Source organism: Pseudenhygromyxa sp. WMMC2535 (assembly GCF_011083025.2).
The window spans coordinates 8,035,267-8,055,959 of record NZ_JABJWV010000001.1; the positions used below are offsets into that span (position 1 = coordinate 8,035,267).

Consider the following 20,693-nt stretch of genomic DNA (forward strand, 5'->3'; position numbering starts at 1 on the left):
TCTGACGCGTCGACGCCCCGCTGCGGGCGAACAGCCCGCGCTCCATCGACGCTGCCCGCGCCCGCGCCCCTCCTCTCCCCTGTCCACGCAGCACACGCGCGGTCCACAGCGAAGGGCCCCAACCACCCGCGGACGGATGCGCTCGGGTCCGGACACGACTCGGATATATGCGACGCTCGAACTCGACTGCCTTCACCCTCGCGCTGGCCACCACCCTCGCGTCCCTGGCCTGCAACGCCGGTGAGATCCCGATCGGCTCCCTCGACGACGACACCGGCACCGACGCTCCCGAGACCAGCTCCGACGATCCCGAGACCAGCTCCGACGACCTCGACACTGGCTCCGACGACCTCGACACTGGCTCCGACGACCCCGACATGGGCCAGGTCATCACCTGCGAGCAGCCGGGCGTGAGCGCCGAGTTCGAGGTCATTGGCCTCGACCCCGAGAGCTACGACGTCGAGCTCAGCTGCGAACAATCCTCGGTCAGCGACGCCGAGGGCGGCTACGTCATCGACCTCAGCGAGTGTGGAGACGATCAGCAGCAGCTCCAGATCGTCTTGGCAGGCAGCGACTGGATCAAGCCCGAAGTCGACCTCGGGGGACCCGTCGAGATCCGCTACCTCGAGCTCCCGCTGTCGATCGCCCTCGGCGGCGTCATGTACACGGCGCGCTGGCTAAGCGTGCGCAATGATCCATTCTCACAGTTCCCGCTCTCCTTCATCGCCGTCGACGCCCCGAGCCTCGACCCGAGCGAGTTTGGTGACTTCGAGGTCGACTATGCCCCCCTGCTCCTCGACATCGAAGCCATCGACTGCGAGCCCGTCGAGCACGTGTGCGCCCAGCTCGATCGCCAAGCGATGGTCGTGACCACCCAAGGAGAGTCCTTCACGATCGCCGATGGCCAGGTGGGCGCGTGGGCGGGCGCGGACAGCCTCAACTTCCGTGTCATCGTCGAGCAAGCTCGGCGCTTCGTCGACGACTGCCCCGACTTTCCGATGCCCTACCGCTTCGGCATCGTCGCCTACCCCAACAGCTGAGCCCCGCAGCTCGGGCCGCGCCTCGCTCGGGCTCAGAGTCTGTGAAGGGGTCCGGAGGCGTGCATGGCGTCGTGGGCGAAAGAATCACGGACTCTCAGCCCTCGAGCGAGGCGATCGCCTCATCGATCAACGCTCGCGCCTGACGAAGCTTGGCCAGGGCCTCGCCGACACTCGCGGGCTCTCCCACCGGCTCCCCCGTGACCGAGAAGGCCGCGTGGGGGTTCTTCCCGATCGTCCCATCGGCGTCGACCAGCCAACGATCCCAGCGGGGATCCGCCAGCGACGTCAACGCCTCGTGGCTCCCCCAAAACGCGTCGACGTCGACGGCGCCCGCCTTCTCGTCCCCGGGGAAGTAGGCGCCGTGAACCTTCTCGTAGATATCCCCCGCCTCGCCCCCGCCGCTCCACTGCCACAGCACCCAGCGGGTCCACGGGGCCATCTTTGGCGCGGCGGTGTCGGTGTAGTGCGCGACCCACAGCGGCAGCCCCGTCAGCCACGGATCCCCCTCGAGCTCCTCGGTCCACACGTGCTCTCCCGTATAGAGAATGACCCCACGCTGGAGCTCCTCTTGCACGGTGAGGATCCAGCGGGTGATCCACGCCCGCTTTTGCGCCGCCGTCCACGGCGACTTTTGCTCGTAGTCCAAGACCGGGGGCAAGGTCCGGCCGTCGTACATCGGCTTGCCGCCGTGCACGGACTGCTCGGCCGCGCGCAGCGTGTCGCAGTAGTAGCGCGCCTCGTCGTGGGCGTCGTCTTCCACGCTCTTCCCCGCCGCCACGGACTTGGGGTAGGCGAAGTGATAGGCCCCGCGCAGCAGCCCGCGATCGGCCATCGCCTTCCAGTTGGCCATGAATTTCGAGTCCGTATCGCCAAAGCCGATGCTCGCCCGCGCGAAGCCAAAGCAGGCCTCGCCCGCGCCCATGGCCAGGTCCCAGTCGTAGTCGCCCTGGTAGCGCGAGACGTCCACGCCCTGAACACCAAAGGCCGAAGACTTTGTCGTGTTGTTCGCGTCGGCGCCCCGATAGGGATCTCGAAGATCAGCCATGGGCGCAGCCTACCAGGACCGCGCCGACCCTGGGCAGCGCGATCAGCCGGAGCCCTCGGCTTGCGCCGCGTCCCCCTCCAGAACATCGAACGCCTCGTCGGGCTCGACCGCCGGGATGCCGTGGCGGCCAAAGACATAGCGGGGCGAAGATCAGCCCAGGGCAGGTCGGCGACGACAACTTTCGAACCATCGACGCGGCCAAGCGCAACCCCCACCACGTCATGACCGCGCAGCTCTACGAGCACCTCGTATACCTGCTCGATCGCCTCGGAAGTCGCAAGGGCGCCAGGCATCGGTTCATCCCCGTTCCCATCGGGGATCCGATCCTCCTCGATCAATACAATCAGGCGTCGAAGGTCCACGTCGGCGAAGAGAAACATAACCTCATTCGCTTCTTCACCCGATTGAAAGACTTCCAGGGTAACCGCTATAACCAGATGTATTTCATCAAGAGCCTGTTTGGACGCAAGCAGTTTGGCCTGGCTCAGATCGGGATCCGCAGCGGCGCCCTCGAGCAAGGCATGTACCTCGGCGTCCCAACCATCTACATCGAGGAATTTGGCTCGGAGACCGGTGAGCGCATGGCTCGACTGACCTCGGCAGCCACAAAACCATGCCCTTCTTCCACCGGCTGCAGACAACGCACTCGATCGGGCTCAACCAGGCCCGAAGCACGGAGAACCTCGACTCCTTCATTCGGAAGATCATGGATCCCAAGCGAGCGCACGCGGCCACGCGCGTGCTCAAAGGCTCGCTGCGCGAGGACGAGGCCGACGTCCTGTGCGATCTGCTGACGGCGATCAGCAACAACTACGACGCCTACCTGAGCCAGCTCCAGCTCTGATCTGCGGGTCAAGCGCGCTGTGGCTGGACGCCAGACGCAAAAGCGCCTCGGGCGCGACTCAAAGAAAAATCGCCGAGGTAAAAACCTCAGCGATCTCGATAAGTTAGGATGGGCGGATTATGGGATTCGAACCCACGACCTCCTGGACCACAACCAGGCGCTCTAACCGACTGAGCTAAATCCGCCGTGTAGGGCGGGCTTACTACCACCTCCCCCGAGCCGACACCAGACCCGGCGAACACAGCGCACGAAACCTAGCTCACACTTGACCGCAGGCCACCCACGGGGCACACCCCCGCGGGTGTCGAGCCAGCCCTCGCGGGAGCTAGAGACCTTCCCCAACCCGAGGTCGGAGCGGGCCTATGAGATCCGCTTTGATTGCCCGGAGTTCACATGCCTGTGTCCCAAGACCGGGCAGCCGGACTTTGCGACGATCCGCATCCGCTACTCGCCGGCGGCGCGCTGCGTGGAGCTCAAGAGCCTCAAGCTCTACCTGTGGTCCTTCCGTGACACGGGTGCCTTCCACGAGGCGGTGACCAACCAGATCCTCGACGATCTGGTGGCCGCGATCTCGCCGCGCTGGATGGTGGTCGAGGGCGACTTCATGGTCCGCGGGGGCATCCACACCGTCGTCGAGGCTCGCCACGAGGCCGAGGCCTCCTAAACGCGCAGCGGTCCCAACCCCGCGAGCTCGTCCGTTACAATCGCGGGCGCGCTCGCGCACCAGGACTAGAGGACAAGCACTCCCCATGGCCATCCCATCCCTCGCTAGCTCCCTGCTCGCCCTGCTGATGATGCTGGGCGGCTTCAACTGGAAATACTCGGGCCAGACCGACGAGAAGGGCGAAGCCTGGGTCGAGCTGACCTCCGACGAGGACCTCTCCGGGGTCAAGATCAAGGTCAAGGGCTCCGATGGCAGCGGGGTCGAGAAGACGATCAACATCAAGGCCAACAAGGCCGCGCGCGTGACCTGGAAGCAGGGCGATCGCCAGGTCGACTACGACATCGACATCGAGGCCAACGAGGCCTTCACCTCGGGCTCGTTCACGATCCAGCGCCCGATCGTCGGCGGCAACAAGGACCCGCTGGTCCTGCTCAGCGGCCGCGACGACATCGTCGACCGCCAGAAGATCCGCTACCGCACGCCCTTCACGGCGACCAGCCTCGAGCTCCAGGTGTTCAACACCGAGGGCGACATGGTCGACGAGCAGCTGGTCACCGACCAGGTGATCGAGGCCGGCGAGGAGTTCGAGCTGAGCTGGAGCACCTCCGACGAGGTGTTCATGATCAAGGTGACCGCGAGCGACGACAGCGGCTTCTCCTACACGGACACCCGCGTGCCCTGGTCCGTGGGCATCCCCCACGAGGAGGTGACCTTCGACTCGGGCAAGTCCGACATCAAGTCCGACGAGGAGTGGAAGGTCTCCGAGGCCTTCGCGGTGCTCGCCCACGAGCTCGCCGGCCTCGACAAGGCCAACGAGGCCGTCAACGGCAACCTCTCGGCGCAGCTCTACATCGTCGGCTACACCGACACGGTCGGGAAGGCCTCGGACAACAAGAAGCTGTCGGAGAGCCGCGCCAAAGCCATCGCCAAGTACTTCTACGACCGCGGGGCCTGGTGCGAGATCTACTACGCCGGCATGGGCGAGAAGGGCCTGGCGGTCGAGACCGGCGACAGCGTCGACGAGGTCCGCAACCGCCGCGCGGTCTACATCCTCGGCGTGCAAAAGCCCGCCGGCGGCGGCCACATCCCCCCGCAGGGCGCGTGGAAGAAGCTCTCCGATGTCCGCCCGCGCATGATCCAAAAGCTCCCCGCGCTCCCCGAGAGCTACGTGAAGTACAAGGACGAGCAGCAGCGCCAGCGCGACGAGAAGTTCGGCGGTAGCGAAGGTGGCGGCAGCGACTGGTCGGCCGGCAGCGACGACGACGGTGATGGCGGCAGCTCGTCTTCGGGTGGCTCGTCCTCCGGCAGCGGCTCGTCCGCTGGCGGGTCCTCGGCCGCGTCCTCCGATGGGCCGCCGCCCGTCGACGGTGAGCCGGGCGCGAACAAGAAGGGCTGCGCGATCGACGAGCCCAGCGGGGGCGCCAGCCTCGGGCTGCTCGGGCTGCTCGGCTTCTTTGGCCTGCGTCGACGCCGCAAAATGGTCTAGCGCAGACATCGCACCACGAAAAAGGCCGCTCCTCGAGCGGCCTTTTTTCTTGTCCCATTGGTGGGCCAAGCTCCCCTCTCAACAGGGATCTCTCCAGGAAAGCGCCCGGAGCGCATCATGCCTACGTACTTGTACCAACGATCAAACCTAACCAGAACATCGTTTGGACATGGCCACCACACTGTCCTACATGTGGCCAAATTTCTTTCATTTTTTCGTTGACCGGCCGCCCACCTGAGGTTTGAATACATGTGCGCCCACCGAGCACCCCCGCTCACCACCCCCGACAGGACACGCCATGAACCGCCTCGCCGCCGCCGCCCTCGCCTTCGCCCTCGCCACCCCCCTCGCCGCCTGCACCGAGAGCGAGACCGACGAGTTCCGCGACCTGGTCGAGTTCCAGGACGGCATGGGCTTCGACAGCGACCTCGGCGCCTTCCGCCTGGTCCTGTCCAGCGACAGCGGTGAGCTGACCACCGGCCGCAACGACCTGGTCCTCCACGTCGGCTTCCACGACCCCAACGACCCCCAGGCCGAGGGCCGCGGCATCCCCAACGCGACCGTGCTCCTCGACGCCTGGATGCCCGGCGCCGACACCTCGATGCAGAGCGAGGTCGAGGTCTCCTACCTCGGCGACGGCGCTTACGCCCTCGACAACGTCGTGCTCACCGAAGAGGGCGTGTGGAACATCGACCTCGACATCGCCGTCGGCGAGGGCATGTACGAGACCGCTTCGCTGGCCTTCCGCGTGTCGACCATCGGCAGCGGCAGCGATGCCGACGAGGACGAGCCCGGCGGCCACCACCACCACTGAGCCGGTCATTGATGAGGCGCGAAGAGGGCTCCCCTTCCGGGAGCCCTCTTTTCATTGGTTCACGGAACGCTCAGAGCAGCCTCCCCTGCCCCGACCAGCGCTCGAGATAGTCCGAGATCGAGAGCTTGCGCCGCGTGCTGTCGGAGCTCATGTAGCGAATCTTCCCGTAGATCGGCCGCTCGGGCCCCCAGGCGCGGTCGAAGCGGCCACAGACCCAGAAGATCCCGCTGTAGGAGTTGGGGTCGCGGCCGTCGAGGGCGTACTTGTCGTTGAGGTGGATCATCCGCTCGATGGCCTGGCGGGGATCGTCGCTCCACTCGAGGATCTTCTTGCCCCAGAGCATGCGCAGATAGTTGTGGATGCGCCCCTCTTCGATCAGCTGGCGCTGGGCCGCGTTCCAGATCTCGTCTCCGGTCCGGGCCGCCTCGAGCTCATCGAGCTCGTAGCGCTCCGGGCGAGGGTCGTCGAGATGGTCCTCCAGGGTCTCCCGCGCCCAGCTCGGCAGCGACGCGTAGCGCATGTAGTCCTCGGGGTGGTGCCAGCAAAAGAGCTGGCCGATCTCGCGCCAGATCACCGCCTCGTCCAGGAAGGACTCCGCAGCCGCGCTCAGGCCCCACCAGCCCTCTCGGCTGCCCCTGGTCTGGCGCGGATCTCCGAGTCGGTCGGGCGACCACGCCTCGCGCTCGAGGACGGCGTGGACGAGCTCGTGGGCGCCCAGGTGGCCAAAGTGCAGCCAGGGCGAGAGGCCGCTGGAGACGTCGTCGTCCGGGTGATTGCGGCCGTCGGCGTAGCGATCCAGGCGCTCGTCGAGGAAGGATTCCATCTGGGCCTCGCCGGCGGCCGCGCCGCCTCGCGCTGGCGCCGCCGGGACCTCGTGTTCGAAGGCGAGGCCGTCGAGCAACGCGTCGAGGCCCTTGCCCCCGAGCGCCTTGGCCTGGCGCTTGGGCCAGCGCTCGCCGACCCCCGCCGGCAGCCTGACCGTGCGCCGCAGGTCCTTGGGGAGCTTGGTCAGCGGCTCGGCCTGCGGCCCCGCGAGCAGGTGATCCGGGCCGTGCTTTTGAAACCACCGCCGAAACGAGTGCGCCGTCGTGAACGCCTTGTCACTCGCACGCAGGGGTACGATCCCGTTGGCGTCGACGACCTCCAGGCGCACGGGCAGCGCCCGGCCGGCGGCGGCGAGCATGCGCGGGATGAAGAAGGCCGGGTAGTCGTCGCCGATCACCAGGCACGCCCGCTCGGCCAGGGCCGCGAGCAGGCCCTTGCCCGCGTCGAGCTCGTCCTCGACGTAGGGAAAGTAGGTCACGCCCGCCTCGGACAGGCGCTCGGCGTTGTCGGCCATGCCCTCGATCACGAAGCGATGCAGACGCTGGCTCGCCCAGGGATAACCCAGGCGCAGGGCCTCGAGCACCAGCAGGGGCTTGCCCAGCCGCTTCGCCCAAAAGCAGGCGTGCTGAAGGGCGAAATTGTAGCGCACGCGTCGGTGCGCGCTCATCCAGTAGAGCACATAACGCCCCGAAGGCGCCACCTCGGCGTCGCCGATGGTCCTGACTCGAAGCGCGGGGATGGCCGTGGTCATCGCCGCTTGCATGAATCATCGCCGACCCGAGCGCCAGCGTCTCGCGGCTGCGCCTCGCTGTGAGGGTTTTTTTTGGCCCTCGAACAGGCGTACCATCCATCTTCGATGGCCCGAACGCTGGAGTACAACGCAACCCTCGTCGCGCGCGAGGACCTGTCCAAGTACCTCGCCGTGTTCAAGGTCGAGCCCGACACGCCGATCCCCGAGGGTCGGTGGTTCGTGCCCGGGCAGTACCTGACCTTGGGCCTCAACAACGAGGCCCAGCCCGAGCTCGGCAGCGTCCGCCGGGCCATGTCGATCGCCTCCGCGCCACAGCAGCGCGGGACCATCGACTTCTACATCCGCTACGTGAACCACCCCGAGAGCGACAACCCGCTCACGCACCTCTTGTGGCAGATGAAGCCGGGCGACCGCATGTGCATGACCACGCGCGCGGTCGGCAAGTTCACCCTCGACGACACCGTCGCCGCCGACGATCCGCGCCTGAAGATCTTCGTGGCCGCGGGCACCGGCCTGGCCCCCTTCACCTCGATCGTCGACGCCGATCTGGCCGCCGACCCCAAGGCCCGCCTCGATCGCTACGTGCTCCTCCACGGCGCCAGCTACCCAAACGAGCTCGGCTACCGCGAGCACCTCGAGCGCGTCGCTCGAGAGCACGGCCTGCACTACCTGCCCACGGTCTCCCGCCCCCACGAGGCCCCCGAGTGGACCGGCTACGGCGGCCGCGTCGAGGACTTCTTCGCGGCCGATCGCATCGAGCAGACCGAGCGAGCGATCGGCGTCGAGCCAGGCTCGCTCGGGCCCGACTCCGCGGTGATCTACATCTGCGGGCTGACCGGGACGATAGCGATGACCATCGAGCGCACCTTGGCGCGCGGCTTCGTCCCCTTCCACCGCAAGATCCGTCGCGCGCTGGGCTTCGACGACGGCCTCGAGTCGACGATCTACTACGAGCAATACGACAGCGAGCCCGTGCTGCGCGTGCGCGACCCTGATGAACTCACCCGCCTCAAGGCTCTGCTCCCCCCCGCCCCGCTCCCTCCGCTCGCCTGACTCGCGCACATGGGCGGGTTGCACGGGCCGCGCGAGCGGGTCGTGGCACCCAGTATTTGTCGTCATGATCTCGGCGTGGGCACGACGCATCATTTCAATGTCATGCCAAGAATTATGCTCAGAGCGGATCAGCGCCGCGTGATTCGGCTAGTGTTGTAGTCAGGCTCGCAAGCAAGTCGAGGCCATGACAACGCACGAGTCGAGCATGACAAAGGCTCGGCCTAGCGCTCGCTCGCTCACCCGAGGCCGTGGTAGGAGAAGGCGTGGGCCTCGCCTTGGCCAGCGAACATCTCTTCCGCGCTCCGCGTGCGCGCTTCGATGTCGATATCGACGCCATCGTTGCGATGGTCCCCGGTGCGGCGTCCACCAAGGGCATGTTCATCAACCGGGCGCTGCGCCTGGCCCCGGCCGAGTACTACGAGGACGAGATCATCACCCGCGCGGGGGTGGAGCTCCAGCGCTTCGTGCCCTTCCGCGACTACCCGTGGACCGACTTCTTGCGGATCATCGCGACCGTCGGCGAGATGATCGTTGGAGAGGGCCAGGTCAGCGAGGGCCTGCGCGAGGTCGGGCGCAGCTTCTACCCCGAGTTCGCCAGCAGCGTGGCCGGGAAGGTGGTCTTTGGCCTGCTCGGGGCCTACGCCGATCGCGTGATCCCCCTCGGCCCCAAGGCCTGGAACATGTCCGCGAACCTGGGCAACGTCAGCGGCGAGTCCATGGGCGACCGCTACTACCGCTACCACTACGAGGGCTTCCCCTCGCTCGTGGTCGAGTCCATGTCCCTCGGGGTGATCGAGGGCGCGCTCGCCTTTTGTCAGGCCCGCGGTGACTACCAGATCGCCGTCATCGACGAGATGAACTGCGTCGTCGACATCCGCTGGGACGACCTCGAGGGCTGACGCCCTGCTAGCCGAAGAGCCGGCCCAGGAGCCCCTTGCCGCGGCGCTCCTGCTTCTTGACCAGCCATTCCGCCCGCGCGCCCAGGCGCTTGGCGTCCATGCGACCGACCACCGCGTCGACGACCTCGCCGTCGAGCACGAAGAGGATCGTCGGCACCGAGCGAATGTTGAAGGGCGCGGCCAGGAAGCCGTGGCTGGTCGTGTTGACCTTGCAAAAGCGGACCTCGTCGGAGTCGAACTGCGAGGCGACGTGCTCGAAGTCCTTGGCCATCGCCATGCACGGCCCGCAGCTCGGCGACCAAAAGTCGATGATCGCCGCGCCACCGTCTTCGCTCATCAGGGCCTCGACCTCGTCGGAGTCGACGAGATCCTCGTAGGGCAGGTCCTTCGCCTCGCTCATCGCCAGCGACGATAGCCAGCCCCAGGGGCGCTGCAAAGCCCGCTCACCCCTTGCGAGCGCACACGGCTCGGCGCCCCGCCACGCTCGAGCTGAGCAGCTCGAGCCAAACAGCCTCGCTCAGGCCGGCTCGTCGAGGCTGGGGGGCTCTTCGGGCGCGGGGGCAGGCGCCGGGGCCTCGTCCTCGTCCTCGGCCGCCGCGTCGGCGTCGTCCCAGCCCTCCACGTCGGGCAAGTCCGAGGCCTTCGAGGGCAGGTCCTCGTCGGCGCCGGGGAGCGCCGGGGACTCGGCAGGCTCCGCGGGCTGCGGCGTGGACGCGGGGCGGGCCTGGCCCGAGGTGCTCGAGCTGGTCGAACTGGAGCTCGCGCTCGAGGTCGAAGCGCTGGAGTTGGTGCTGGTGCTGGAGTTGGTGCTCGGCTTTGCCGCAGGCGCCGACGTGGGCTTGGCGCTGGCCTCGGAGCCCTGCGCAGCCGACGTCTCGGCCTCGGGTGTCGAGGCGCTCGGGCGCGGCTTGGTCACGGCGGCGACCCGCGCAGCAGGCGTGGTCGCGGCCAGGGTGGCCTTGTTCGCCCTCTCCTGCTCCGCCTGCGCCTCCACCTCGGGCTCTTGCTGGCCATCTTCCAGACCCGTCGCGGCCGAGGTGACGACCGCCTCTGCCGCGGGCTCCTCCGTCGCAGCCTGGGCCGTGCCCGTGCTGCGACCCATGAGCAGGGCGACCACGGCGACCGTCACCAGCGCGCAGCCGCCAAAGCCGGCCATGATCCATTTTTTCTGGCTCGGATCGGCCTGGAGGCCGCTCGTCGGCCGCTCGTCGTCGAGGTCGACCTCGCCTCCCCAGCCGTGCGCGTCGGCGTCGAAGTCATCGAGGCCTTCAAAGGGACGGCTGCGGGGATCGCTTGGCTCGTTCACGGTCGGTTCAACTGCCACCACGGGCTCCTGAGCCGCCAAACTAGCCCGAGCGCATCATCTGTCAAGAGACCGGCAATTCGCGCGACTCGGCCGCTCGCTTGGTCAGCTGGATCACGATTGCCACAGCGAGACCCGGTCGATCACCCGGCGCTCACCCAGCGCGGCGCACAGGGGCTCGAGCAGCTCGCGCCGAGCACCCCGCCAGCGCAGCGCCTCGACCTCGGTCTCCGGTAGGGGGACGTCGGTGCGCAGCATCGCCAGGGTCCGGTAGAGTTCGGCGTCGGCGCGAGCGTCGGCGAGCTGCTCGGCAAGGCCTTTGGCTCCACGAACCTTCACGCTCCAGTCCGCGGCGTCGTCGGGGATGGCGTCGAGGTGGCCATAGACCTCGAGCACCTTGGACGTCGACTTCATGCCCCAGCGCGGGATCCCGGGGATGCCGTCGGCGCTGTCCCCCACGAGCGCGAGCAGGTCGGGGATCGACGCCGGAGCCACGCCGAACTTCTCGCGGATGCCCGCGTCGTCATAGACCTCGCCGCGGCGACGATCGAAGAGCACCACCCGATCCCCGCGCACGCACTGCCCGAGGTCCTTGTCCGGGGAGCACAGCAGCACCTGCTCGACCCCCTGCGCGTCCGCCCAGCGGGCGGCCCCGGTGGCCAGCGCGTCGTCGGCCTCGAACTCGACCATCGGCCACACGACCATGCCCAGGGCCTCGCACACGGCCTCGGCGAGCGGAAATTGTGCCCATAGATCGGGGTCGATGCCATCGCCGGTTTTGTAGCCTTCGAATAGCTGATTACGGAAAGACTCGATCACGTGGTCGAAGGCCACGGCCACGTGGCTAGTTTGGTCCTCCTCGAGCAGGGCGAGCATCGATCGCATGAGCCCACGTGCCGCGCCGACCTCTCGGCCGTCGGGGGCGGTTGCGGACGGTGCGCCATAGAAGCTGCGGAAGAGCTCATAGGTGCCATCGACGAGGTGAACTCGCACCCCCAGACTGTGCCGGACCTGACCACTCAGGTCGAGCGCGCCGCCGCCCGAGGCGCTACAATCGCACGAGCTAGTGGCGAAGCGCGACGAATCAGACCCGAAGGCCAGGCAGGGCGAGGGCAGCGAGCGGACCTTGGAGGACGTCGGTGATCCACCGAGCGTGCCGCCCTTCGACTCCGCGCACCCTCAACCCAAGACCATCCACGGCGTGCCCACCAAGGACCTGCAGGGTGCTGGCGGCGACCTCGACGATCTCTTCGCCGTGCCCTCGCTCGGCGAGACCACCAAGGTCGGGCTCGCGCCCAAGGGTCCGCCGCCGCTGCTGCCCCCGGTGGCCCCGGCCCCGCCGGTCGCGGGGGCCAAGGGTCCGCCCAAGATCCCCGCGCCTGCGTCCGTGCCAGCGCCCGCAGCCAAAGGGCCAGCGCCCGCCGCCAAAGGGCCAGCGCCCGCCGCCAAAGGGCCAGCGCCCGCCGCCAAGGGGCCAGCACCCACCCCCGCTCCCGCCAAGACGCCCGAGCCCGAGACCAAGCCCAGGGTGATCATCGACGAGGGGCTCTTCGACGATGAGGACGAAGACGAGGGCGCCGGCGAGACCAGCCAGGCACTGCCGCCGCCATCGTCCCTGCTCGCCAAGATCCGCGCGGCCCAGTCGAAGGGCAGCGAGCAGAGCGGGTCGACCCCCGTGGATCCTGCCCCCAAGGCGGAGGATCCAGCCCTGGGCGCGAGCGCCCTCGCCCCCGACTCCGCTCCCGAGCCTGCGCCCACCGAGCCTGCGCCCACCGAGCCTGCGCCCACCGAGCCTGCGCCCACCGAGCCTGCGCCCAGTGAAGCCGCCGAGCTCTCCGATGCCGACGGCAGCAGCCACGGCGCCGACCTCAGCAGCGGGAGCCCCAGCGAGGACGACCCGCGCGAAGACGAGGCGACGCTGGCCTTCTCCCGCGAGCGCGCCGCCAAGGTGATCGCCTCGACCCCGCCCGCGCCCCGGGCGAAGTCTCCGATGGCGCCGCCGCCTCCCTCGACCACGGGCGCCTCCGAAGACGAGGAGGACGAGGGTCGACGGATCGTGCCCTACGTGCCGCCCGCGGTGATCCTGCGGCCCGACGATCCCGACGAAGCGCCGCTCCCCTCCCAAGACACGGCCATCAGCCGCGTCTCGCAGCCCCGTGGCCTGCCCCGCCCCGGCCGCCTCCCCCAGCCGGCTCGCCGCGACAGCCCTGCCCTCTCTCCTTCTCCCCAGGCCGCCTCGGTCGTGCCCCAGCCGTCCATGGCCATGCGCGGCCGCTCCGAGGGTGCGCCGGTGCCCGTCGCCCCTCAGGACACGGCCTCGCTGATCAGCGGCCTCGCCGATGAGCTCGTCGCCGAGGTCGAACGCGAGAACGCGCCCACGGTCCAGGTCGACCTCCACCAGTCCCGCTTGGCCGCCAGCGCCCAGGCCCCCGAGGAGGCCCCCACCTCACGACGGAAATTCGTGCTCATCGGGGTCGGCGCGGCCGCGCTGATCGCCCTGATGGCCGCCTTCGCCATCGCCAAGAAGGGCGGCGGCAAAGACGAGGTCGCCGACGCTCAGCCCCTCGTCCAGGCCGAGCCGAGCGACGCGGCGCAGCCAGGTCCGCTCGCGGCCCGAGACCCGCAAGCCGACGCCGCGACCGGGACCGAGACGGGCGTCGAGACCGGGACGGAGACCGAGGCCGGTGCCGAGACAGAGACCGAGACCGAGACCGAGACGGGGCCCGAGCCCAGCGTCGCCGCCAAGGCGCCCTCGCCCCAGCCACGCCCACGCAACCGCGCCTCCAAGTCGCGCTCGAAGTCGACGTCCACCGCCACGAAGCCGACGACGACCACCACCACCGCGTCCAAGCCCGAGCCCAAGGCTTCGACCGCGAACCTCGACGCCGACGCGCTCTACACCAAGGCCGAGTCCGCCTACAAAAAGGGCAGCGCGGGCGAGGCCTACAAGCTCGCATCGTCGAGCTACAACAAAAAGAAGCGCTCGAAGACCGCCGAGCTCATGACCCTCGCGGCCTGCAAGCTCGGCAGTCAGGGCAAGGCCGAGGCCTCGCTCAAGAAGGTCACGCTGATCCGCCGCAACGCGATCAAAAAGCAGTGCAAGAGCCTGGGCGTGAAGCTCTAGGAGCCCGTGGTGGAACCCAGCGCGGCTCCTAGTGTGCGCGCCAATCAGCGCATGTTCGCGGGCACGTAGGTCTCGACCCGGCTCGGCCGCTCGATGCCCAGCTCGCGCATCAGCGACATCATCTGCTGGCGCGCGTCCTCCATCAGCGCGCGCTGGGCAGGGTCGCTCTGATCGACCCACATCGACATGCTCGTGAACGAGCCCGTCGCGCGGTTGTAGAGCTCTCGCTCGCCGCGCTCGTCGAGGTTGTGGCCTGCGGCGGCCAGGTCCTCGAGCTCGTCCATGACGGCCTTGAAGGCGTCGATGGACTCGTCTGGGCCGAGGTCACCAGGGTCGGCGTGGCTCGGCGCCTCGAAGCTCCCCGCCGCCAGCTCCGTCGACTGACCGCCGGGCGCGAAGCCCCGGATGAAGCGCGGCTGCGCCCGCCCCTGCTCGTGTCGATCCGCGCCGGATCCCCGGCGGAGATCGTCGAGACGCGCGTCGAGGTCTCGCTCGGCGCGCGCCTGCTCCGGGCGCTCGTTCCCGCTCGCCTCGGGGCGCAGCAACTTCCAGGTCACGAAGACCGCGATCAGCAGCGCCAACCCCCCACCCAGAAAGAACAGGTGGTCGACGCGGACACGGAGCATGGAGCGCAGATCGGGCATGGCGGGCGAGGGGCTCAACGAGGCTCGACGAGCGAGCTTCCACCGCAGGGTGGGCTCGGGCGCGAGGTCGCGCAGGTCCGGGCCAGTGTGCCCCCAGGCCTCGCGCGTGGCCAGTACGCGCGCCGCGCCTCGAGCCTGGAGAGCCCCCTCTCCCCCTTCGCCCTGGTATCGTCGCTCCATGCGCAAGCTTGCTCTGACCCTCGCTGGATTGGCGTCCTTTGGCTTTGGTGCGGCGTTGGGCGGCTGCGCCGAGGAGTGCCCCGTCGGCGCCGAAGGCTGCGCATGCACGGGCGGCGGCGGCTGCGATCTCGGCCTGACCTGCCTGAGCATGACCTGTGTCAACGCGGGCCCCAACGCGGTCGACGACGCTGGTGACGACGTCGGCGACGAGGACGAGGACGAGGGCGAGAACAGCTCCGACGACAGCTCGAGCGACACCGAGGGCGCGACCACCGGACCCAAGCTCGACTCGATGCAAGACGGCGACGAGGGCGAGCCTTGCGACTCTGGTTGCAAGAAGGTCGACATGCTCTTCGCCCTCGACGGCTCGCTGTCGATGATCGAGGAGATCAACGCCCTCAAGGCCACCTCCGCGTTCTTGGGCATCGTCGAGACCCTCGAGGCCCTCAACTGCGGCGGTATCGAGTACCGCATCGGGGTCACCGGCGACGACGACAACGGCTGGGTCGTGCCCAACGGCTGGAGCGACCAAAACCCGTGGTTCGACAGCGAGACCTACAGCCCCAGCGAGATCGCCACGCACTTCCAAAACGCCGCGACCATCGTCGGCAACAGCGGCGGCGCGGCCCTGGGCTGCGAGCACGTGCTGACCACCGCGCTCAACTTGCTGGGCAACGACGACAGCCAGTTCATGCGCGACGATGCCCTGCTGGTGCTCGTGTTCATGTCCGACGTCGACGACTACGGCGAGTACGATCAGCTCGGCGGCAACACCTGCGGGGTCGGCTGCAACTTCGGCGGCCAGCAGGTCTCGGTGCTCTACGACACGCTGGTCGCCCTCAAGGACGGAGACCCTGCTGGGGTCTCGACCATCGTCATCGCGGGCGACCCCAGCGTCGACGCCGGAGAGAACATCTGCGGTCAGCCGCAAAGCTGCGCCTCGGCCTTCCACGCCGATCGGCTCTACGAATTCGCCGGGCTCCAGACCGGCACCAACGGCTTCACCGCCGACATCTGCTCCGGCGCCAACTCGGTGCCCCAGGCGGTCCAGGCCGCGCTGACCGACAACATCGACCTGGCCTGCCAGGAATTCACCCCCGAGGGCTGAGGGTCAGCGCAAGCGCAGGGTGTACTCGTGGCGCCCGCCCTTTTCGGAGGCCGGGAAGCGCAGCTTTCGAGCCTGGCGACGCACGCAGCGGCCGAGCTTGCTCGAGTCGAGGCTGCCGGCCGAGGCGCCCACGACCTCGCCCTGCTCGTCGACCCGGATCGAGACCTTGACCGTGCGCCGCATGTCGCCGTCGAGGCAGACCCGGCCGACCCTGCGATAGAGCTCGCCCTTGTGCGCGTTGAAGTTGCCGCGGCGAAGTCGGCCCGCGATCGTGTCCTCGAGGTCATCGCTGGCCTCGCCTTCGAGATCCTCGTCGGCGTCGTCGCCCGCATCGAGATCGGCGTCGCCACGCGCCCCCAGGTCCGCCCCCACCGCGGCCTTCGCCAGGGCGGCGACGCGCTCGTCCTCGGCTCGCTCGGCGACCTCGCGGCCCTCGGCCAGGAGCGCCGCGCTCGAGTCCCCGCCCAGCGCGGCGACCACCGCGTCTGTGTCGTGGGCCAGCCAGCCACCGACGGCCAAGAGCACGGCCGCGGCTGTCGCGACGATCACCGCCCGACGCCGAGCGCGACCCGGCACGAAGCCGCGGACCTCGCCCTCCGGCTCGTCCATGGCCAGGACCTCTCCGCTGCCCCCGCGCGTCCACAGCTCGCTCGTGTCGAGGCTCGGATCGGGCTCGAGCGCGAGATCGAAGGCAGAGACCGCCATCACCTGGGAGGAGCGGGCGGGCGTGTCGACGCCGGCCAGACGCAGGGCGCGGATCTCTTCGAGCACCGCGGCCGCGTCGGCGAAGCGCGCTCGCGGATCCTTGGCCAGCATCCGCCGCAGCAGCGCGGCCAGCTCGGGGGCGATCAGCTCGGGGTCGGGCTCGGGCAGCTCGCGGTTGAGCTGATCGTCGAGCACGCGCAGGGTCGGGCCCACGAAGGGCGGCGCGCCAGTCAGCAGCTCCCACAAGAGCACGCCGAGGCCGTAGACGTCGGCGCTCGGACCCAGGGCCTCACCGCGGACCAGCTCCGGGGGTGCGTAGCTCGGCGCCCCCAGCAGCGGCAGCGCGCGGCTCTTCTTCGTCCCGGCGTGCAGCGCCGGGAGCAGGCCAAAACCTTGAAGCGAGATCCGCCCTGGGGTCGATCCGCCGCCGAGGAGCACGTTCGCCGGCTCGATGGCCCCGTGGACCAGGCCTTGCTCGTGCGCGCGGCTCAGCGCCAAGGCCAGGGCCTCGAGCAGCTCCAGGGCCCGCGCGCTGTCCATCGGCCGGTGCAGCTCGTCGAGGGCCACGGCACCCCGCGCCGGCACCGTGACCAGGTACATGCGCCCGTCGATGTCGTCGCCATAGTCGACGAGGTCGACGATCGCCGGATCATCGAGGGCCGCGCTGCCCCGGGTCTCGAACAGCCGGGTGTGGACCTCCGGCTCCGAGAACTCCCGGCGCAGGCGCTCGAGGAGCACCGGGCTGCCGTCCACCGTGTCCAGGCAGCGATAGAGCTCACCGAGGGGCTGCTCCTTGACCAGGGCCTCCACGCGATAGCGGCACCCCACCAAGGTCCCAGGGTCGAGCAGGTCCTTGGCTTTCGGCTGGCTTCCCCTGGCGGACATCGCGGCTCCGTGGATTCGAGCGTCTCCTCTCGACCCCACCGTCGAGTGTTCCCCCCCCCAAGCTTTGGTCCATCTAAATTTCGTGCCAGTTCTCGCTCATTTTTCACGCTTCATTGATCACTCAGCGCCTTCGCGCGAAAAACACCCATCATCATGTGCCGCACTTCGCGCGGTACGCTTTTGCCCCGTCGAACCCCGACCATGACCAGCCCAAACGCCCCCTCCCTCCTCGCGCCCACGGTGACCCGGCGATGATCGGCATCGATCCCGTTGGTGTCGTGCGCTCGCCTTGGCCGGAGAAGTTCGGCGTTCCTCGACAGAGCGGCCTCGCCCTCGCCGAGTCGGTCATCGTCTTCGATCGCGAGCGCATCCCGGCCGAGGCCCTGCGCGGCCTCGAGGGCGTCTCGCATATCTGGGTGATCGCCTGGATGCACGCCGTGGTCGAGGAGGGCTGGCGCCCGACGGTGCGCCCGCCTCGACTCGGCGGCGCCGCTCGACTCGGCGTATTCGCGACCCGCTCTCCCCATCGCCCCAACCCGATCTCCTTGTCCCTCGTCGAGCTCCTCGTCGTCGAAGACGACCGCCTCTACGTCAGCGGCTGCGACCTCGTCGACCACACGCCAGTGCTCGACATCAAGCCCTACCTGCCGTGGGCAGAGTCGCGCCCCGACGCGCACTGCGAGTGGGCCCGGGAGCCGCCGCTCCCCATCGAGGTCCACTTTCGCCCCACTGCCGAGCACGCTCTGAGCCAGCACCCCCGCGCCGAGTGGCTGCGCGAGCTAATTGTCACGACCTTGCGCTGGGACCCCCGACCGGCCCACCAGCGCAACAATCCAACGCGCAGCTACGGGGCTGTCATCGCCGACGTGAACCTGCGCTTCGAGGTGGAAGACGGAGTGGTCTGGATATTCGAACTGACCACCCTCGACCCCCAAAACACGTGACCCGAACCGCCAGACAAGAGGTGAACCTGCCAGCGGGCCGCTACTCGAGGCCGAGCAAGCGTGCCACCAACTGATCTCTCGATCGCACACCGAGCTTGTGGTAGGCGGAGTTGAGCTGATTTGCCACGGTCTTGACCGCAGTCCCTCTCACCGCCGCGATCTCGGCGTTGTTCAGACCTGCGAAGAGCGCGCGCGAAACCGCACATTCGGACTCACTCAGCACTTCAGGCAATTGCGGCGCCGCAACGGACAGCACGATTGTGTCGCCAACAGCAGATGTGAAGATTTCAAGGTTGTCATCAGCCACGCACGATCATTATAGTGTTAATCCGATGGAACCGACAGATGAATTCATCAGTCCTCGCCAAAGGTCTTCGGGCGCCTTTGTGCCAAGTACCATCAGGCTGCCCTCGTCCGCGCTCCCGGCAGATGCACTGCACTACTATGTTCATGACCTGATCGAGGTCGACGGCCGGCCCCGCGTCGGCGAGGTCTGGGCCGACGACCCCCGCCTCGGCGAGGGCTTGCGCAGAAGCTGTGCCGCGCTGCCCGACGAGGTCGTCGACGGGCTCCTCGCCGCCTCCTATGAGCCCAAGACCACCAGCGAGCGCCTCGCGGAGCTCGGGCTGCGCATGGAGGACACCCCCCTGCCCGAGATCTTCGCCAGCTTCGGGGCCGCCGACCTGCTCTTGGTTCGTAGCCCCGAGCCGCGCGGCGGTGGCCTGAGCGTGGGCGTCAGCCTCGCCCAGGCCCGGCCCATCTCTGCCAACGAGCGCCTGATCTGGACCCACGTCGCCGCACACCTCAGCGCCTCCGTCCACGTGCTCCCGGGCCTCGCCCGGGGTCTGAGCGAGCGCCCCACCCCCAAGCTGGGCGAGCTGCCCAGCGACCCCCTCGCCCGACTCCACGAGGTCCTCGAGCAATTCGTCCGCGAGCATCCCTGCGACGACGCAGGGCGCCTGGATCTGTGGACCGAGCTCTTCGCCGGGCGCTGGTCGATCTTCGAACAGCGCCAGGGCCAGGGCCGGCGCTACTACGTCGTCCGCCGCAACCCACCCGACGTCGTCGAGCTCCGCGCCCTGACCCGCCGCGAGGCCCAGATCGCCAACACCCTCGCCAGCGGCGTCGACACCAAGGCCGCCGCCGCCGCCTTGGGTCTCGACGCCGTCACGATCCGCGGACACCTGCGCGCCGCGTTGATCAAGCTCGGGCTACGCTCGCGCACCCAGCTGATCGCCCTGCGAGCCGCCCTCCAGGCCGGCTAGTGTTCGCGGCAGAGGACTTGAAGGGCCCCAGGCTTGGAGCACCGGCCGCTGACTTCGTTGCTCGTCAGTCATTTGTGCCCGACAAACTCCCTCCCCGCGCCTCGTCAGCAACCGGCGGTCCGGCGCCTGGGACCCTTCAAGTCCTCAGGCGCCCGGCTCGGGCGGGTGGCGGATGTCCTTGGCGTGGACCAAGAACACCACCTGCTCGGCGAGGTTGCAGGCGTGGTCACCCATGCGCTCGAGGTACATCGCGCACTCCTGCACGCGGATCCCAACGGGCAACATCTCGGGGTGGGCGATCATCTGGGCGAGGACGTCCTCGTAGACCTGGTCGTGGAGCTCGTCGACCTCGTCGTCGCGCTCGATCACCTCCCGCGCCCCCTCGGCGTCGCGCTCGACGAAGGCGTCGAGGGCGTCACCGATCATCGCACGCACGACCTCGGCCATGCGCTCGATCGCCGGGTGCACGGTCGCGTCGTGGGGAGAGAGCTCGGCGAGGTCGATGGCCTGCTTGCCGAGGTTCACGGCCAGGTCGCCGATGCGCTCGATGTCCGTGACCATCTTGAGCGCGCGGGTCAAGAAGCGCAGGTCGGAGCCCATCGGCTGGCGCCGCGCGAGGATCTTGAGCACCAGGCCGTCGATGCGGATCTCGGCCGCGTTGACCAGGCGATCGGCCTCGCGCACAGCCTGGGCGATGTTGGCGTCCTTGGCAAAGAGCGCGCGCACGGCCTGGCCGATCATCTGCTCCACGCGGCCCGCCATGCTCAGCAGGCTCTCGTTGAGCGTGCGCAGCTCACTTTCGAAGTCGCGATGGATGCGCCTGCGCAGGGGGGCTCCCCGCACCAAGCTGTCCTCGTGCCTCGACTCGCGCTCGCTTGCCATCTTGGATCTCCGCGCCCCGATACGGGCACGTCGAATCACTCTAGTGCTCATCGTCCGCGCTCCGCAAGGGCAATCACGGGCCTCGTTCAGCTCGTCGCGGGGTCGTCACGGCGTGTTCACAGCAAAGCGCGAAGGCGCCCGGCGAGCGAGGCGCCGGGGCAAAATTCAACGCTTTGATCCAGCGTGAACCCGGGCCTGCGCCCATCCCCACGCCCATCCCGACGGCCGACCT

General features: G+C 68.7%; 20 protein-coding genes and 1 tRNA gene. 11 read left to right on the forward strand and 10 right to left on the reverse strand.

What is annotated here, in order from left to right:
- Positions 1-167 precede the first annotated feature (167 nt).
- Entirely contained in the window at positions 168-1,040 is an 873-nt protein-coding gene (locus G6O69_RS31080) for a hypothetical protein (protein WP_172307094.1), read from the forward strand.
- A gap of 94 nt (positions 1,041-1,134) precedes the next feature.
- Here the strand turns inward: G6O69_RS31080 and G6O69_RS31085 are convergent, their stop codons facing one another.
- A complete protein-coding gene (locus tag G6O69_RS31085; RefSeq protein WP_172307095.1) occupies positions 1,135-2,085 on the reverse strand; it encodes a glycoside hydrolase family 25 protein in 951 nt (316 codons plus the stop codon).
- Between the two features lie 613 nt (positions 2,086-2,698).
- Here G6O69_RS31085 and G6O69_RS31090 point away from each other — a divergent pair.
- Complete coding sequence (locus G6O69_RS31090) at positions 2,699-2,929, forward strand: hypothetical protein (protein WP_172307096.1); 231 nt, start codon at positions 2,699-2,701, stop codon at positions 2,927-2,929.
- Positions 2,930-3,040: 111 nt separating this feature from the next.
- Here the strand turns inward: G6O69_RS31090 and G6O69_RS31095 are convergent.
- Positions 3,041-3,114, reverse strand: a tRNA-His gene (locus tag G6O69_RS31095).
- Positions 3,115-3,230: 116 nt separating this feature from the next.
- On the opposite strand from G6O69_RS31095, the gene queF reads away from it, so the two are divergent.
- The 3 genes from queF to G6O69_RS31110 all read left to right on the forward strand — a co-directional run bounded on the left by queF (position 3,231) and on the right by G6O69_RS31110 (position 5,893).
- Entirely contained in the window at positions 3,231-3,593 is a 363-nt protein-coding gene (gene queF, locus G6O69_RS31100; RefSeq protein WP_172307097.1) for a preQ(1) synthase, read from the forward strand.
- 85 nt (positions 3,594-3,678) lie between these two features.
- Complete coding sequence (locus tag G6O69_RS31105) at positions 3,679-5,079, forward strand: OmpA family protein (protein WP_172307098.1); 1,401 nt, start codon at positions 3,679-3,681, stop codon at positions 5,077-5,079.
- Between the two features lie 298 nt (positions 5,080-5,377).
- A complete protein-coding gene (locus G6O69_RS31110) occupies positions 5,378-5,893 on the forward strand; it encodes a FixH family protein (RefSeq protein ID WP_172307099.1) in 516 nt (171 codons plus the stop codon).
- A gap of 70 nt (positions 5,894-5,963) precedes the next feature.
- Here G6O69_RS31110 and G6O69_RS31115 read toward each other — a convergent pair whose 3' ends face one another.
- A complete protein-coding gene (locus G6O69_RS31115) occupies positions 5,964-7,469 on the reverse strand; it encodes an FAD-binding domain-containing protein (protein WP_172307100.1) in 1,506 nt (501 codons plus the stop codon).
- A gap of 105 nt (positions 7,470-7,574) precedes the next feature.
- On the opposite strand from G6O69_RS31115, the gene G6O69_RS31120 reads away from it, so the two are divergent.
- Both G6O69_RS31120 and G6O69_RS31125 read left to right on the forward strand, forming a co-directional pair.
- Positions 7,575-8,522, forward strand: coding sequence for a ferredoxin--NADP reductase (locus G6O69_RS31120; RefSeq protein WP_172307101.1), 948 nt, complete (start codon positions 7,575-7,577; stop codon positions 8,520-8,522).
- Between the two features lie 263 nt (positions 8,523-8,785).
- Entirely contained in the window at positions 8,786-9,421 is a 636-nt protein-coding gene (locus G6O69_RS31125) for a DUF2378 family protein (protein WP_172307102.1), read from the forward strand.
- Between the two features lie 7 nt (positions 9,422-9,428).
- Here the strand turns inward: G6O69_RS31125 and G6O69_RS31130 are convergent, their stop codons facing one another.
- From G6O69_RS31130 to G6O69_RS31140, 3 genes are all read right to left on the reverse strand, one after another.
- The gene (locus tag G6O69_RS31130; protein ID WP_217909947.1) at positions 9,429-9,821 is read right to left on the reverse strand and encodes a thioredoxin domain-containing protein; all 393 of its coding nucleotides are present in this window, start codon (positions 9,819-9,821) and stop codon (positions 9,429-9,431) included.
- A gap of 117 nt (positions 9,822-9,938) precedes the next feature.
- Entirely contained in the window at positions 9,939-10,727 is a 789-nt protein-coding gene (locus G6O69_RS31135; protein ID WP_172307103.1) for a hypothetical protein, read from the reverse strand.
- A 111-nt stretch (positions 10,728-10,838) separates the two neighbouring features.
- Complete coding sequence (locus G6O69_RS31140; protein WP_172307104.1) at positions 10,839-11,717, reverse strand: 5'-3' exonuclease H3TH domain-containing protein; 879 nt, start codon at positions 11,715-11,717, stop codon at positions 10,839-10,841.
- A gap of 73 nt (positions 11,718-11,790) precedes the next feature.
- Between G6O69_RS31140 and G6O69_RS31145 the strand changes: the two genes are divergently transcribed.
- Positions 11,791-13,848: a hypothetical protein gene (locus G6O69_RS31145; RefSeq protein ID WP_172307105.1), complete on the forward strand. Its 2,058-nt coding sequence runs from the start codon at positions 11,791-11,793 to the stop codon at positions 13,846-13,848.
- A 44-nt stretch (positions 13,849-13,892) separates the two neighbouring features.
- Here G6O69_RS31145 and G6O69_RS31150 read toward each other — a convergent pair whose 3' ends face one another.
- Positions 13,893-14,672, reverse strand: coding sequence for a hypothetical protein (locus G6O69_RS31150; protein ID WP_172307106.1), 780 nt, complete (start codon positions 14,670-14,672; stop codon positions 13,893-13,895).
- On the opposite strand from G6O69_RS31150, the gene G6O69_RS31155 reads away from it, so the two are divergent.
- The gene (locus G6O69_RS31155; RefSeq protein WP_172307107.1) at positions 14,671-15,780 is read left to right on the forward strand and encodes a hypothetical protein; all 1,110 of its coding nucleotides are present in this window, start codon (positions 14,671-14,673) and stop codon (positions 15,778-15,780) included. The genes G6O69_RS31150 and G6O69_RS31155 overlap by 2 nt on opposite strands.
- Before the next feature lie 3 nt (positions 15,781-15,783).
- Here G6O69_RS31155 and G6O69_RS31160 read toward each other — a convergent pair whose 3' ends face one another.
- The gene (locus G6O69_RS31160) at positions 15,784-17,370 is read right to left on the reverse strand and encodes a protein kinase (protein WP_172307108.1); all 1,587 of its coding nucleotides are present in this window, start codon (positions 17,368-17,370) and stop codon (positions 15,784-15,786) included.
- Positions 17,371-17,621: 251 nt separating this feature from the next.
- Here G6O69_RS31160 and tsaA point away from each other — a divergent pair, with 251 nt between their 5' ends.
- On the forward strand, positions 17,622-18,314 hold the full coding sequence (gene tsaA, locus G6O69_RS31165) for a tRNA (N6-threonylcarbamoyladenosine(37)-N6)-methyltransferase TrmO (protein WP_172307109.1): 693 nt from the start codon (positions 17,622-17,624) through the stop codon (positions 18,312-18,314).
- Between the two features lie 40 nt (positions 18,315-18,354).
- Here the strand turns inward: tsaA and G6O69_RS31170 are convergent, their stop codons facing one another.
- Entirely contained in the window at positions 18,355-18,621 is a 267-nt protein-coding gene (locus tag G6O69_RS31170) for a helix-turn-helix transcriptional regulator (RefSeq protein ID WP_172307110.1), read from the reverse strand.
- A gap of 79 nt (positions 18,622-18,700) precedes the next feature.
- Here G6O69_RS31170 and G6O69_RS31175 point away from each other — a divergent pair, with 79 nt between their 5' ends.
- On the forward strand, positions 18,701-19,579 hold the full coding sequence (locus G6O69_RS31175) for a helix-turn-helix transcriptional regulator (RefSeq protein ID WP_172307111.1): 879 nt from the start codon (positions 18,701-18,703) through the stop codon (positions 19,577-19,579).
- Between the two features lie 144 nt (positions 19,580-19,723).
- Here the strand turns inward: G6O69_RS31175 and phoU are convergent, their stop codons facing one another.
- Positions 19,724-20,461, reverse strand: a complete 738-nt coding sequence (gene phoU / locus G6O69_RS31180; RefSeq protein WP_172307112.1) for a phosphate signaling complex protein PhoU — start codon at positions 20,459-20,461, stop codon at positions 19,724-19,726.
- Between the last annotated feature and the right edge of the window lie 232 nt (positions 20,462-20,693).